The organism is Massilia eburnea (assembly GCF_009720745.1).
Lineage (GTDB): Bacteria > Pseudomonadota > Gammaproteobacteria > Burkholderiales > Burkholderiaceae_D > Rugamonas > Rugamonas eburnea.
In genome coordinates this window covers 150551-164891 of record NZ_WNKX01000011.1, presented here as the reverse complement: position 1 = coordinate 164891, position 14341 = coordinate 150551, and the positions used below count along the sequence as shown (strand labels likewise).

Annotated in this window: 14 protein-coding genes; 7 read left to right on the top strand and 7 right to left on the bottom strand. The window is 65.5% G+C overall.

Annotated elements, in window-relative coordinates; genetic code table 11:
* Together GM658_RS16185 and GM658_RS29090 are read left to right on the top strand one after the other, a co-directional pair.
* Positions 1 to 1258: peptidylprolyl isomerase (locus GM658_RS16185; protein WP_155455081.1), on the top strand; the 1258-nt coding region annotated here is incomplete at its 5' end.
* Complete coding sequence (locus GM658_RS29090) at positions 1255 to 1821, top strand: hypothetical protein (protein ID WP_211841876.1); 567 nt, start codon at positions 1255 to 1257, stop codon at positions 1819 to 1821. The genes GM658_RS16185 and GM658_RS29090, both read left to right, overlap by 4 nt.
* Positions 1822 to 1875: 54 nt before the next feature.
* Here the strand turns inward: GM658_RS29090 and GM658_RS16175 are convergent, their stop codons facing one another.
* Together GM658_RS16175 and GM658_RS16170 are read right to left on the bottom strand one after the other, a co-directional pair.
* Positions 1876 to 2727, bottom strand: a complete 852-nt coding sequence (locus tag GM658_RS16175; protein WP_155455080.1) for a hypothetical protein — start codon at positions 2725 to 2727, stop codon at positions 1876 to 1878.
* On the bottom strand, positions 2724 to 4070 hold the full coding sequence (locus tag GM658_RS16170) for an amino acid permease (RefSeq protein ID WP_155455079.1): 1347 nt from the start codon (positions 4068 to 4070) through the stop codon (positions 2724 to 2726). The genes GM658_RS16175 and GM658_RS16170 overlap by 4 nt, the downstream gene beginning before the upstream one ends.
* A gap of 148 nt (positions 4071 to 4218) precedes the next feature.
* Between GM658_RS16170 and GM658_RS16165 the strand changes: the two genes are divergently transcribed.
* The 4 genes from GM658_RS16165 to GM658_RS16150 are packed head-to-tail and all read left to right on the top strand — an operon-like array spanning position 4219 to position 8726.
* On the top strand, positions 4219 to 5583 hold the full coding sequence (locus GM658_RS16165) for an MBL fold metallo-hydrolase RNA specificity domain-containing protein (RefSeq protein ID WP_155455078.1): 1365 nt from the start codon (positions 4219 to 4221) through the stop codon (positions 5581 to 5583).
* Between the two features lie 9 nt (positions 5584 to 5592).
* A complete protein-coding gene (locus GM658_RS16160) occupies positions 5593 to 6621 on the top strand; it encodes a diguanylate cyclase domain-containing protein (RefSeq protein ID WP_155455077.1) in 1029 nt (342 codons plus the stop codon).
* Between the two features lie 24 nt (positions 6622 to 6645).
* The gene (locus GM658_RS16155) at positions 6646 to 8145 is read left to right on the top strand and encodes a thymidine phosphorylase family protein (RefSeq protein WP_155455076.1); all 1500 of its coding nucleotides are present in this window, start codon (positions 6646 to 6648) and stop codon (positions 8143 to 8145) included.
* A complete protein-coding gene (locus tag GM658_RS16150; RefSeq protein ID WP_155455075.1) occupies positions 8142 to 8726 on the top strand; it encodes an NAD(P)H-dependent oxidoreductase in 585 nt (194 codons plus the stop codon). Before GM658_RS16155 ends, GM658_RS16150 begins: the two co-directional genes overlap by 4 nt.
* On the opposite strand, the gene GM658_RS16145 is transcribed toward GM658_RS16150, so the two are convergent.
* Positions 8723 to 9463 (bottom strand): substrate-binding periplasmic protein, encoded by a 741-nt coding sequence (locus tag GM658_RS16145; RefSeq protein WP_155455074.1) that lies wholly within the window; start codon positions 9461 to 9463, stop codon positions 8723 to 8725. The two genes, GM658_RS16150 and GM658_RS16145, sit on opposite strands and share 4 nt — an antisense overlap.
* 42 nt (positions 9464 to 9505) lie before the next feature.
* On the opposite strand from GM658_RS16145, the gene GM658_RS16140 reads away from it, so the two are divergent.
* A complete protein-coding gene (locus GM658_RS16140; protein WP_155455073.1) occupies positions 9506 to 10996 on the top strand; it encodes an AMP nucleosidase in 1491 nt (496 codons plus the stop codon).
* A gap of 4 nt (positions 10997 to 11000) precedes the next feature.
* Here the strand turns inward: GM658_RS16140 and GM658_RS16135 are convergent, their stop codons facing one another.
* The 4 genes from GM658_RS16135 to GM658_RS16120 all read right to left on the bottom strand — a co-directional run bounded on the left by GM658_RS16135 (position 11001) and on the right by GM658_RS16120 (position 14279).
* Positions 11001 to 11408: a YciI family protein gene (locus GM658_RS16135; protein WP_155455072.1), complete on the bottom strand. Its 408-nt coding sequence runs from the start codon at positions 11406 to 11408 to the stop codon at positions 11001 to 11003.
* Between the two features lie 65 nt (positions 11409 to 11473).
* Entirely contained in the window at positions 11474 to 12034 is a 561-nt protein-coding gene (locus tag GM658_RS16130; protein ID WP_155455071.1) for a CPBP family intramembrane glutamic endopeptidase, read from the bottom strand.
* On the bottom strand, positions 12031 to 13233 hold the full coding sequence (locus GM658_RS16125) for a L,D-transpeptidase family protein (RefSeq protein ID WP_229416934.1): 1203 nt from the start codon (positions 13231 to 13233) through the stop codon (positions 12031 to 12033). Before GM658_RS16125 ends, GM658_RS16130 begins: the two co-directional genes overlap by 4 nt.
* Entirely contained in the window at positions 13233 to 14279 is a 1047-nt protein-coding gene (locus GM658_RS16120; RefSeq protein WP_229416933.1) for a nuclear transport factor 2 family protein, read from the bottom strand. The genes GM658_RS16125 and GM658_RS16120 overlap by 1 nt, the downstream gene beginning before the upstream one ends.
* Between the last annotated feature and the right edge of the window lie 62 nt (positions 14280 to 14341).

Sequence of the window (14341 nt, the reverse complement as noted above, 5' to 3'; positions counted from 1 at the left end):
CGCAGCGGCGGCGGTTGCGGCGCCTGCCGCCGCACCGCTGGCCGCCCGCATCGATGGCGCGCCGCTGTACGCCGCCACCGTCGATACGCTGTGGCTGCAACGCCGCGCCAGCGAGCCATCGCTGACGCGGCGCGCCGTGCTGGACGACTTGATCGATGCGCGCCTGCTGTCGGCGCGCGCAGGTGCGGCCGCGCCAAGGGCGCAGGCGACGGTAGCCTATACACCTGACGTCGTCGTCGAAGAGCGCCTGGCCGCCGCATTGAACGAAGTGCATGGAAAAGAGATCGCAGCCGCCATCAAGGCGCTTCCCCGCGCCAGCCTGGAAAGCCTGGTGATTGCGCAGGCGCCGATGCCGAAGCCCCGGCTGGACGCCATTTTCAGCCGGTCCGGCGCCATGCTGCTCGAGATTGCCCTGTCCGAAGAGCAGCAGGCGCAAGCCGCCAAGCTGGAGGTCTTGCGCTACCAGCTTCCCGGCGCAAAGCCAGCGAGTATTACGCTGCTCGACGTATACCGGCGCCAGAACGTACAGGGCCGCCTGGCGTTGTCGCAGCAAGCCGCCGGCGTCGCAACCCGGCAAGCGCGCCACATCCTGGGCAACGCCTTCGTCATGCACTGGGCCAGCCAGCGCTTTGGCGCCGGAGCGCTGGCCGACCTGCGCAAAGCCATTGCCGACAGCGAGAAATTGGCGGCGCTGCAGCAGCAATATGGCGTCGGCATGGACACTGACGCAGGCAGCCCGGTGCTGAATCGCCTGGCGCAGGAAACCAGTGCCGAAGAAATCGAGAAGTACTACCAGCAGCACCAGGACCAGTTCACCCGCATGGAAAGAGTGCGCGCCCGCCATATCCGCCTGTCGGACGAAGCTGAGGCGCAGCGTGCGGTAAAGGCCCTGCAGGGCGGCGCCAGCTTCGCCGCCACCGCACGCAGCATGTCGCGTGCCGCCGACGCCGCCCGGGGCGGCGACCTTGGCTGGATCAGTGCCGACGGCAGCAAGGACTGGCTGGCCAGCCTCGCTTTCAGCCAGGAGCCGGGCAAGGCATCGGCCGCGATCCGCGCCCCGGTCGGCCCGAACGAACCGGGATATTGGGAGATCGTGCTGGTTGAGGAACGTGAGCAAGGTGTGCACCCGCCGGGATCGGAAACGGTGCGCTACCAGGCCTGCCGCATGATCGCACTGCAGAAGGCCACGCAGCAGCTGGGTGAAATGAAGGAACAGGCGCGCCGCTCGGCGCGAATCGACATCCTGGAGGCACAATGAAACGAGGACCGCGCATCGCCATTGCCATCGTCGCCGTGATCGCCGCCGCGATTGCGGGCCAATGGTACTTCGCCATTACCCGCGACATGCCGCCGGAAGCAGGGGAGCCAGCCGCTCCACCGCCGCCGCCAGCGCCCGCAGCACCGGCTCCCGCGCCAGCCCTTGCCGCGGCCACTGCTGCGGCGCCGAGCGAAGGCGACGGCCTGCGCCGCGTTCCCATCCCGCCGGTTGACGCGCGTGCGCCGGCCTGGATCTCGATGGCGCAAGCGCGGGAATCCGGCGACGAACGCACACCGCCGATCCAGCGCAGCAGCGAAGGCCAGCACCCCGACGCCAGCATGCTGGCCGACCACGAGGCCTACGCCGCCTACCAGCTCGCGCAAAAACAGCGCCTCGCCGCCGCCTACGCGAAAGCCGCCACCCCCGAACTGATCAACTTGCGGGCCGACCTCGAGCGCGGCCGCGAAGCCGGCCTCCCGCGCGAGCAGCTGGCCCGCGTCGCCGAAAAGATCCGCCGCATCGAGCAGCAGCGCCAGGCCGCCGCAGCCACCCTCTCAAAATAAAAGCCGGAGTCAGCGGTGAAAAAGGGGACGTACCCCTTTAAAGTAGATTCACCTTTAAAGGGGTACGTCCCCTTTTTCACCCAGGAGGCTGGCGAGGGGTTCGATGACGGGCGCGGCGCTCCAGTAGGCGGTGTGGGACAGCGGGTTCCAGCTCTTGGTCATGAAGTCCAGGATGCCCTGGCCGGCGTTGATGGCGCGGTCTTCCACCAGCGTTTCGTAGCCGCCCTCCAGTGGCTGCAGCGGCCAGCCCAGCGCGTCGTCCGGGTCGTACAGGTTCAGCCAGCTGAAGCCGGGAGTGGGCTTGGTGATCGGCTTGACGTCCATCCGCTTGTGGGCGGCGACGAAGACCGGGATGTTGCAGCCGGTCGTGACGACCGAACGCAAGGTGGTGCATTGCAGGAAGCTGCGCTGCTCCGCCGTCAGGCTGTCGGCCATGCGGCCAGGCTTCCAGATGCCGGCGGCTACCGCGCCGCCGCCTGCGCGCTTCTGCGCGTCGTAAATGAAGCTGGACATCACCTGGCAGCCCAGCGAGTGCGCCAGCATGACGATCGGTGTGTCCGGCCCGCGCTGGGCGTGGATGGCGAGCAGGGCGCGGGCAATTTCTTCCTGCGCCAGTTCGTAGACGGAGCCGTCGTATTCCTTGCGGTTTTCCAGTCCGGCGGCATCGGCAAAGCCGAACAGGATGAATTTGCGCAGCTGCTCGTAGCGCACCTTGCTCCGTTCGCGCGTGCGGTTCCAAACATCCTGCTCATTGGGCTTGAGCAGGTGCTGGTAGTACACGCTGTGCACGTCGACGTTGACGAAGGCGTCGCCCATCTTGTGCTGCAGGGCGCGCCGCATATCGTCGGCATAGTCGAGCGGCTGCTCGCCCATGCCGTGAATCGTTACTAAAGCGACTTTGCTCATGCCGCCGCCGTCGCCGCTGCACCACGGAAGCGGTAGCCGATGAACAGCACCAGCAGCCACACGGGAATCAGGTAGACCGAAATGCGCAAGCCGTCGGTCATGAACATGATCACCAGGATGCCGGCCAGGAAGGCCAGGCACAGGTAGTTGGTCAGCGGGTAGCCCCAGCTCTTGAATGCCGTTTCCTGGCCGTCGGCGCGCTTCTGCGCGCGGAAGCGCAGGTGGATCCAGCTGATCATGCCCCAGTTGATCACCAGCGAGGACACTACGAGGCCCATCAGCAGTTCAAACACCTGCCCCGGCATGAAGTAGTTCAGCACCACGCAGATACCGGTGGCGAGGGCGGAGGCGCCCAGCGCCGCCAGCGGCACGCCGCGCTGGTTCACCTTCAGCAGCGATTTCGGTGCGTTGCCTTGCCTGGCCAGGCCGTACAGCATGCGGCTGTTGGAGTACACGCCGCTGTTGTACACGGACAGCGCGGCGGTCAGCACCACCACGTTCAGTGCATTGGCCACCCAGTTGCTGTTCAGCGCGTGGAAGATCATGACGAACGGGCTGCCGCCGGTGACCACTTTCTCCCACGGGTACAGCGACAGCAGCACGCCCAGCGCACCGACATAGAAGATCAGGATGCGGTAGATGGCCTGGTTGGTGGCCTTGGGGATGGTCTCGGACGGATTGCTCGCTTCGGCCGCGGTAATGCCCACCAGTTCCAGTCCACCGTAGGAGAACATGATGACGGCCATCGCCATCACCAGCCCCGATACGCCGTTCGGGAAGAAGCCGCCGTGCGACCACAGGTTGGCCACGGTCGCTTCCGGCCCGGCATTGCCGGAGGCAAGCAGGTAGCCGCCGTAGAGGATCATGCCGACCACCGCCACCACTTTAATGATGGCGAACCAGAATTCCATTTCGCCGAAGGCGCGCACATTGGCCAGGCTGATGGCGTTGATCACCATGAAGAAGGCGAGGGCGCTGACCCAGGTCGGCACGCCCGGCCACCAGTACTGCACATAGATGCCGACCGCCGTCAATTCGGCCATGCTGACCAGCACATACAGCACCCAGTAGTTCCAGCCCGACATGAAGCCGGCCATGTGGCCGCAGTATTTGTCGGCGAAGTAGCTGAAGGAGCCGGCCACCGGTTCGTCGACCACCATCTCGCCCAGCTGGCGCATGATGAGGAAGGCGATAAAACCGGCCAGCGCATAGCCGAGCAGCACCGACGGGCCGGCCATCTTGATCGTTTGCGCAATGCCCAGGAAAAGGCCCGTGCCAATGGCGCCGCCCAGCGCAATCAGCTGGATATGGCGGCTTTTCAGGCCCCGTTTCAGTTCTGTCATGTATGGCGTCCTGCTGTCGAATTGGATAAAGGCCCTGATTCTACATCCTTGCAAGGCAACAATGTCATTTTCGCACTGCCGCATTTTGCGGCGCTGCTCTTTGACCTGGATCAAACAATTTGTCCGTGGGCTTGGATATGCTGCAAATATGCTCACATTAAAATTTCTCGGTGCCACGGGCACTGTCACAGGCTCCAAATACCTGCTGCGTTTGGGTGACGAGCGGGTACTGGTTGATTGCGGCCTGTTCCAGGGGTTCAAGCAGCTTCGGCTGCGTAATTGGGACCCATTCCCGGTGCCGCCGGACAGCCTCCGCAGCGTGGTGCTGACGCACGCCCACCTCGATCACAGCGGCTTTTTGCCGGTGCTGGTCAGCGCCGGTTTCCGCGGCAAAGTGTACTGCACCGAGGCGACGCGCGACCTGTGCCAGGTACTGTTGCCGGACAGCGGCCGCTTGCTGGAGGAAGAGGCGCTGTATGCAAACCGCCACAACTTCTCCAAGCACAAGCCGGCCTTGCCCCTGTATTCGGAAGCCGATGCGCTGCGCGCGCTGGAATACCTGGAGGTTGTGCCGGTGGGGCAGGAATTCGCGCCGGCGCCAGGCATGACGGCGCGCTTCCAGCTGGCCGGCCATATCCTCGGCGCCGCCTCGGTTGCGCTGCGCTGCAATGGCCGCAGCATCATGTTTTCCGGCGACGTCGGCCGGCCCAACGACCCGATCATGCGGCCGCCGACGGTCCTGGGCAAGTGCGATTACCTGGTGCTGGAATCAACTTACGGCGACCGCCGCCACGATCCGTCCGATCCGAGCGGCGTGCTGGCGGACATTATCAGCAAGACTGCTGCGCGCGGCGGCGTGACCGTGATTCCTTCCTTTGCCGTGGGCCGCGCGCAGGAACTGCTGTACGAGATCTGGAAGCTGAAACAGGCCGGCGCGATTCCGCTCGCGTTGCCGGTCTACCTGAACAGCCCGATGGCGGTGGACGCCACGCGCCTGTACATCAAGCATCGCGCCCAGCACCGGCTGGACGAAGCAGCCTGCCATGCACTGGGCCATGTTGCCCACATCGTCAACAGCGTGGAGGAATCGATGGCGCTGAACCGGCGCCAGGCTCCGATGGTGATCATCGCCGCCAGCGGCATGGCGACCGGCGGGCGCGTGCTGCACCACCTGAAAGCCTTCGCCGGCGACCCGCGCAACACCATCCTGTTTGCCGGCTTCCAGGCCGCCGGCACGCGGGGTGCGCGCATGATGGCGGGAGAAACCTCGATCAAGATCCATGGCGAGTACGTACCTGTGCGGGCGCGCGTGGCGATGATTGCCAACCTTTCCGCGCATGCCGATGCGGACGAACTCCTGGGCTGGCTGTCGCATTCTTCGGCCACGCCGCGCCAGGTTTTCATTACCCACGGCGAGCCGGCGGCGGCGGACGCGCTGCGCCGGCGCATTGCGGAGCAGCTGGCCTGGCCTTGCCGTGTCCCGGATTATCTGGAAGAAGTGGAGCTGAAGTAAGGGGATGCCGTGGCAGCCGTGCTGGAAATTTCGCTCGCATCATTGTCCAGCGCCGTGCTGGCCGCTGCCTTCACCGCATGGCTGATGCTGCGCCGCGTGACCGGCATTTCGCGCCTGCTGCGGCAGCGTATGCGCAGCGCGGCCGCGCGCGAGCACCTGGTAGCCAAGGTGTTCGACGCCACTTCCGAAGGCATCCTGGTGGTTGACCGCGACATGCGCATCGTTGAAGCCAACCGCGCCTTTGCCGCGATGAGCGGCTATGAGCGCCAGCACCTGATCGGCCAGCACCCGCGCATCATGCAGTCCGGCAAGCAGGATGCGGACTTCTACAAGACCATGTGGCAGGGGCTGCTGGGCAGCGGCCAGTGGCAGGGCAAGGTGTGGGACAAGCGCTGCGACGGCTCGCTGTTTGCCGCCCACCTGACCTTGAGCGCCGTGCGCGACGAGATGGGCAAGGTGCAGTACTACTTCGGCCTGTTCACCGATATTACGGAAGAATGCGTGCGCCAGGAGGAAATCGAGCAGATGGCCTTCATCGATCCGCTGACGCGCCTGCCCAACCGGCGCCTGATGGAGGACCGCTTGCAGCAGGCGCTGGCTTTTGCCGCGCGCACTGAAAAACTGGTTGCGGTGTGCGTGATGGACCTGGACGGCTTCAAGAACGTCAACGACACCTTCGGCCATGAGGCGGGCGACGCGGTGCTGGTGGAAGTGGCGAGCCGCCTGCAGCAGGTGGTGCGCGCCAACGATACGGTGGCGCGCCTGGGCGGCGACGAGTTCGTGCTGCTGCTGGCCGGCCTGAACGACGTCAGCGAGGCCGAAGAAATCCTGGAACGGGCGCTGGCGGCGGTGCGGGCGCCGGTGCGGCTGGCCGACGAACAGCCGGCCTATGTGTCGGCCAGCATCGGGCTGGCGATCTTCCCGCACGATGCGCAATTGGCCGATGACCTGCTGCGGCGCAGCGACGCCGCCATGTACGCCGCCAAACGCCAGGGCCGCGACCGCTGCAAGCGCGCCCAGTCCCGGCCACTGGCTTGAAATGATAGGTTAAAGGATTGATTCATGGGATATGCACTACGCGCCAGACGCCTTGGCATCGACACCTACCAGCAGCCGGTTGCCTACATGCGGCGCGACTGCAAGGTGTGCCGCGCCGAAGGCTTTGAAGCGCAATCGCGCATCGAATTGCAGTGCGGCGGGCAAACCGTGGCCGCAACGCTGAACGTGGTCGATGGCGATTTGCTGGATGAGCAGGACATCGGACTGTCCGAAGCAGCCTGGGAAGCGCTGGGCGCGTCGCCGGCCGCGCCGGTCACCGTGCGCCATCCGCCGCCGCTTGCCTCGTTCGCCGCCGTGCGCGGCAAGATCCATGGCCGACCGCTGGACGACGTTGCGGCGCGCGAGATCATCGCCGATATTGCCGGCGGGCGCTATCCGGACATCCACCTTTCCAGCTTCATCACAGCCTGCTCCGGCAACCGGCTCGACCTGGCTGAAACCATTGCCATGACGCGCGCCATGGCAGCCGCCGGCCAGCGCATGCATTGGCCTTCGCAGGTGGTGGTGGACAAGCATTGCGTCGGCGGCCTGCCCGGCAACCGCACCACGCTGCTGGTCGTGCCGATCGTGGCCGCCTGCGGCATGACCATGCCCAAGACTTCTTCGCGCGCCATCACCTCGCCGGCCGGAACCGCCGATACCATGGAGACCCTGGCCCCGGTGGCGATCGGCATCGATGCCATGCGCCGCGTAGTGCAGCAGGAAGGCGGCTGCATCGTGTGGGGCGGCAGCGTGACCCTGAGTCCGGCCGACGATGTGCTGATCCGCGTCGAGCGTCCCCTGGAACTCGATAGCGACGGCTTGCTGGTAGCCTCGGTGCTGTCGAAGAAGCTGGCCGCGGGCGCCAGCCACGTGCTGATCGACATCCCGGTCGGCCGGACTGCCAAGGTGCGCTCAGAACAGGCCGCGCAGCAGTTGGCGGCGCGCCTGGAGGGCGCGGGCAAGGCGCTTGGCCTGGCCGTGCACTGTGTACTGAGCGACGGCAGCCAGCCGGTCGGCGTCGGCATCGGCCCTGCGATGGAAGCGCTGGACGTGCTGGCGGTGCTGCAAGGCGCAGCCGATGCACCGCAGGATTTGCGCCAGCGCGCGTTGACGCTGGCGGCCGGCGTGCTCGAACTGGGCGGCCGCGCCGCGCCCGGCGCAGGCATGGCGCTGGCCACACAGACGCTCGATTCGGGCGCCGCCTGGACGAAGTTCCAGGCCATTTGCGCCGCCCAGGGCGGCTTGCGCCAGCCGCCGGCCGCCGCCTGTTCGCATGTGCTCGAAGCGCGCCACGCCGGCCGCGTGGTAGCGGTGGACAACCGCAAGCTGGCCACGCTGGCCAAGCTGGCCGGCGCCCCACGCGCGGCGGCGGCCGGTGTGCGCTTCTTCGCCCCGCTTGGCAGCCGGCTCGAAGTGGGCCAGCCGATCCTGACGATTCACGCCGATACCCCGGGCGAACTGGCGTATGCCCTGGAATTCGCCGAGGCCCAGAGCAACCTGGTGACGGTGGAGGATGCATGAGGAATATCCTGGTGATCCAGGGTCATCCCGATCCCGCCGGCGGCCACCTGTGCCACGCGCTTGCCGAGGCCTACATCGAGGCGGCGCGCGCTGCCGGCCACCGGGCCACGGTCGTGACTCCGGCCGCGCTGGAGTTTCCGCTGCTCGCCAATGCGCAGCAGTGGGAGGAGGGCGAACTGCCGCCAGCGCTGGCGCCCGCGCAGCGCGCCATTGCCGATTCCGGCCATATCGCGATCTTTTACCCGCTCTGGCTGGGCGATATGCCGGCCAGCCTGAAGGCTTTCCTGGAGCAGGTGGCGCGGCCCGGCTTTGCGCTGGCGCGAAAGGCGGGCAACCCGCTGCACGCTGGCCTGTTGGCGGGCCGCAGCGCGCGCGTGGTGGTGTCGATGGGAATGCCCGCCTTGATCTACCGCTGGTACTACGGCGCCCACAGCCTTAAATCGCTGGAGCGCAATATCCTCAATTTTGTCGGCATCGCCCCGGTGCGCAAGACGATCGTGGGCGGCGCCGGCAAGATGGATGCGGCGGCCGTTGAGCGCTGGCGCCAGCGCATGCAGGCGCTGGGCGCCAGGGGGATCTAGCGGCGCGGCGTATCGTTGCGGGCCAGGATGGCGCGGTTCAGGCGCTCCATCGTTTCGGCCGGGACGTCGCGGCTGCAAACGATATGGCGCTTCAGACCCTGTGGCATGTCGGCGAAGTCGATCAGCACCAGCATCTGCAACTCCGGGTACTTGAGGCGCAGGTAGTTCCAGTCCTCGCGGTCGACGAACAGGAAGTCCGCCCGGCCGAAAGCCACCATGCGGAACATGGCCGAGGTTTCCACGGTACGGCGCATGATGCGGTTTTCGCTGCCGGCGATCAAGGCGTCGAGCTCTGGGCCGTAGGACACGCCGTCGATCACGCCCAGCGTCAGCGATTTGTCCGCCAACAGCGACTTCAGGTTCGGATGGGACTTGATACGGGCCACCACCGACGGCACCGCAAGCACGGCATGCGGCTGGTCGGCATGCACCGGCAGCGAGTACTGTGCCACCGCTTCTCGTTCGGGCAGCCGGTACCAGCTGATCGAGCAGTAATTCTGCAGTCCGTGACTGAAATTGGCCCAGATGCGCTTTTGCGGCTCATTGACGAAGCGCGCCGGCACGCCGGCGGCGGCGAATACCTGTTTCGCGCGTTCCAGCATGAAGCCTTTCGCGACGCCATTTTCAAAATAATAGTAGGGCGGTTTCTCGCGCCAGGCCACTGTCAGCGGCGCGTCTGCCAACGCGCCTGCCATGCTGCCTGCCGCAATCACTCCGATTAAATATTTCTGCCACATGCTGCCATTATAATAGGATGAAGCCCGCAGAAAGGAGTAGCAATGTTCAGCCGTCCCCACGTAGCACCCCGCATGTTTGACGACCCTTCCGCAGCACTGGCCCAAGTCCGGGCAATTTACGACGACAGTATCCGCTTTTTACGCGAATCCCTGCAGCGCTTTGTCGAGGGCGAGACCCCGACCGAACGCGTGCGCGCCTGCTATCCCTACGTCCGGGTGCAGACCGAGACCGTGGCGCGCGCCGATTCGCGCCTGTCCTACGGCTTTGTCGCGGGCCCTGGCGCCTTCGAGACCACGCTGACGCGGCCCGACCTGTTCGCCGGCTATTACGCCGAACAATTCCGCCTGCTGCTGAAGAATCACGGCCAGCAGCAGATGCAGCTCGAGGTGGGGCTGAGTTCCCAGCCGATCCCGATTCACTTTTCCTTCGCCGAACATGACCATATCGAGGGCAGCCTGAGCGCCGAGCGCCGCCTGCTGATGCGCGACGTGTTCGACCTGCCGGACCTGGCGGCCATGGACGACGGCATCGCCAACGGCACCTACGAGGCGCCGCCCGGCGAGGCCCAGCCGCTGTCGCTGTTCACCGCGCCGCGCGTGGACTATTCGCTGCAGCGCCTGCGCCACTATACGGGCACGTCGCCCGATCACTTCCAGAACTTCGTGATGTTCACGAACTACCAGTTCTACATCGACGAATTCGTGCGCATGGGCCACGAGCTGATGGCCAGCCCCGACAACGACGGCTATGTCGCCTTCGTCGAGCCGGGCAATATCGTCACGCGCCGCGTCGGCCACGCCATGCAGCCGGGCGACGACCTGGGCGCCGCGCCGCCGCGCCTGCCGCAGATGCCCGGCTACCACCTGGTGCGCGCCGACGGCAGCGGCATCAGCATGGTCAATATCGGCGTCGGTCCGGCCAACGCCAAGACCGCCACCGACCATATCGCCGTGCTGCGTCCGCACGCCTGGCTGATGCTGGGCCACTGCGCCGGCCTGCGCAACACGCAGCAGCTGGGCGACTACGTGCTGGCGCACGGCTATGTGCGCGAAGACCATGTGCTGGATGAAGACTTGCCGCTGTGGGTGCCGATTCCGGCGCTGGCCGAGGTGCAGGTGGCGATCGAATCGGCGGTGGCGGAAGTGACGCAGCTGGGCGGCCACGACCTGAAGCGCGTGCTGCGCACCGGGACCGTGGCCAGCACCGACAACCGCAACTGGGAGCTGCTGCCGCAGCGCACGCCGGAGCGCCGTTTCAGCCAGAGCCGCGCCGTGGCGCTGGACATGGAAAGCGCCACCATCGCCGCCAACGGCTTCCGTTTCCGGGTCCCGTACGGCACGCTGCTGTGCGTCAGCGACAAGCCGCTGCACGGCGAGATCAAGCTGCCGGGCATGGCCAACCAGTTCTACCGCGACCGCGTCGACCAGCACCTGCGCATCGGCATCCGGGCGCTGGAAAAACTGCGCGGCCTGGGCTCGGACAAGCTGCACAGCCGCAAGCTGCGCAGCTTTGCCGAGGTGGCGTTCCAGTAAGCGCTTAGCGGGCAGGAATCAGCTCGCGGAAGCGCGAAATCGCTTCCGCGGGTTCCAGTTCGTCCAGTTCGAACAGGCGGCGCACCTCGATGTCGCAATCGAGTTCGCCGAAAGGCGCCGGGAAGGCCAGCGTCCATTCCAGCGCCACCTCGCGCGAAGGAACATCGATCAGGGTGTAGCCGGCAATCAGCTCCTTGGTTTCCGCGAAGGGGCCGTCCACGACTTTGGGACGGCCCTTTTTGTATTGCACGCGCCAGCCCTGGGAGCTGGGTTTCAGGCCGTTGGCGTCGACCAGGTAGCCGGCTGCCGCCAGCTTCTCGTGGTAGTCGGTCATGGCGCTGACGATGGCCGGATCGGGCAGGGCATCCGATTCGGAAATGGCGTTGGAACGGACAATGATCATGAAACGCATGGGATTCTCCTGTGGGGCAGATGCGGAATTGCACCTGCTGCATCGCTACGACGATCGGGCGCAGCTTATTTCGACATCGCCACGACGCGGCGCACCGCATACAGTCCCAGGATGTCGATCAGGGTGTGCGCCAGTACCGCCGCGATCAAGCCGGCGTACAGTGCCACCAGGCCAAACACGAGGCTCATGCCCATGACGCCGGCCGCCTGCAGCAGGGCGGTGCGGTCGAAACGGCGGAAATCATAGGCACGGGTGTGCAGCAGCAGGAACAGCGCTGAACTCAGCCAGATGCCCAGCAGCGGCTGCAGCGCGGCGCGGAACAGCAGCTCCTCGCCGGCGCCGGCCGCCAGCGCAATCCATACCGGGTTCAGGCCATGCAGGTCGAGCTGCCCATAGCTGCCGGCGGTGCGCTGCACGGACGTTGCGCCGGGCTTGCGCAATGCGCTGATGAGGGACGCTCCACCCACCAGCAAGCCGAGCGCGGCGCCCAGCAATGCCTGCTGCGGCCATGGCAGGCCGGCCAGTAGAACATCCGGCAACTGCGCGTGTTGTACGAAACGGATCAGGAGCAGCGCCACCAGCACCATGACCAGGCAGGTCAGCAGCTGGCGGCGCAGGGGAATCAAATCATGCTTTCGAAGACGATCTTCCAGTCGCTGCCTTCGCGCGCCCAGTACTGGCGCTTGCGTTGCGAGGAGCGGTTCTTGCCGATTTTCGACTCGAGGGTGAAGGTGCTGACCAGCATATCGTCGCGGCTTGGATATCGGAAGATGGTCACTTCGCTGAGCGAAACGCTGAGGCCATTCACGCTGGCCAGCGCGCGCATGTCTTTCTCGTACCAGGTCTTCAGGTCTTCGCCGTTAGCCGACTTGAATTTGGACGAGTAGTTTTTCAGCAGGCGCTTGCTGTCCGCGCTCACCAGGTCGGCGCGCCAGGATTCCACCAGGCGGTTGGCGGTAAAGCGTTCGGCATCCCACTTGGCCTTGCTGATGAATTCCTGGTGGTCGGCGATCACCACTGGCGTCTTGCCGATATCGACCGTGCCTTCCAGCTTGCGCAAGTCCTCATTGGTCAGCACCACGCAGCCATCGGAAGCGAGTGGCGGACGGCTGTAGTTGTCGGCCGGCGTGCCATGCAGGAAGATGCCGCCGCCGCTGCGGCCGTTCAGGCGGTCCCACTCATTGGGGTAGTTGATATGCAGGGCGCTTGCGCCATAGAAGTCCGGCAGCTTGGGGCCGGAAACGCGGCCGGTGATGTAATACACGCCAAGCGGGGTTTTCTGATCGCCTTCGCGGAACTTGTCGACCCCCAGCTTGCCCTGGCTGACGTAGTAGTCGGTCACCAGTTTCAGCTGGCCGTTGTTGTTCTGGTAGACGTACAGGCGCGATTGCGTGGCGTCGACCACCAGCACGTGGCGCATGTCGGCGCGCAATTGCAGCACGGAGCGCGGCGCCAGTTCGGGGCCGGGACGCGCCACCAGCGTCTGCAGGCGCACGCGCGCCTCGTCGCGCAGGTCCTTCAGCTTGTCGGCCGGGCCGCTGGCGCCGGCGCCCAGCTGGGCCACCGGCTGCGTGTGCATCAGCAGCAGGTCGCCGCGGATCAGGTGCCCGACGCGGAAATTGGGATAGGCCTGCACCAGCGCGTCGGCCTTGCTCATCGCGTCCTGCAGCTGGCCGGCGCGCAAGTCCTTATAGACTTCGAGCAGCAGGATTTCCGCATCCTGCCGGGCGCGCGGGGCTTCGGCCGGATGGATGGATTTGGCCGGCACGCAGGTCGCCAGCAGCGCAAGCGCTGCGCCGATACCGGCTCGCTTCAACATCTCCATCAGCCCCCCGACTGCTCTTGCTTGATCAGCCAATTCTTGCCTTGCTTCTCGAGCACCAGGGTCTTGCGGCCGGTGGTGCTGAGTCGGTCCGACACATACTTCTGGCGGAACTTCACGGTGGCGGTATTGCCGTTGACCGTGATTTGCGGCGACTCGATCGTCACCTTGATATGGCCCTTGCCCTCGATGCGGGCGGTGCGGTCGGCTTCCCAGGCCTTGCGGTTCTGGCCCTTCGGCGTCTGGAAATTTCCGCTGTAAGAGTTCAGGTAACCCTTCATGTCCTGCGAACTCCAGGCCTTGGCCCAGTTCTCGACGGCCTTGTTGACGTCAGCACCGTCGGTGTCTTCTTTCTTGACCGCCTCCGGTTTCGGTTCGGGCTTGCTTGCGGCCTTCGCCAATTGTACCGCCGGCGCTGGTGCCGCGGCAGGCGGCGCTACAGGGATTGGTTTCGCTTGCGCAGGGGCCGGTGCAGGTTTAGCCTGGGCGACCACAGGCGGCTGAACCGGCGCCGGCGGCGCCGCTTTGGCCGCAGATGGTGCAGACTGCGCAATCACAGGCGCCGGCGCCGCTTTGGCTGGCGCGGGAGGGGGAGCTGCGATTGCCGCCAGCACGGAAGGGGCCTCGCCGCCTTTCGGGGCAAGCGTGCGCACCATGGCCAGTTTCGACTTTTGCGGCGGCTGCTGGGTCGGATCGGCCAGCTGCATTGCCTTGTCATAAGACTGGCTGGCCAGCTTGGCATACACATCGCCCAGGTTTTCGTGGGCGGTGGCATAGGTTGGATTGGTACGGATGGCGCGTTCCAGCGCCACGCGCGCCTTGTCGTAATTCCCGGCCGATGCATGCAGCACTGCCAGATTGTTATAAGGCTCAGGTAATTCCGGGTAATCTTCCGTCAGTTTTTGGAAAATATTAATTGCATCGGCGCTTTTGCCCTGTTCGGACAAAATCATTCCTTTAATAAAACGCAATTGCGCATCCTTTGGGTGTTGTGATAGTGCAACATCAACCTTCGCCAAAGCAGCCGGCAACTGCCCGGCGCGCAACATTTTATTGATATCTGATACCTCATCGGCTTGCGCGGAAATGCACGCCATAAATAGCGCCGCCC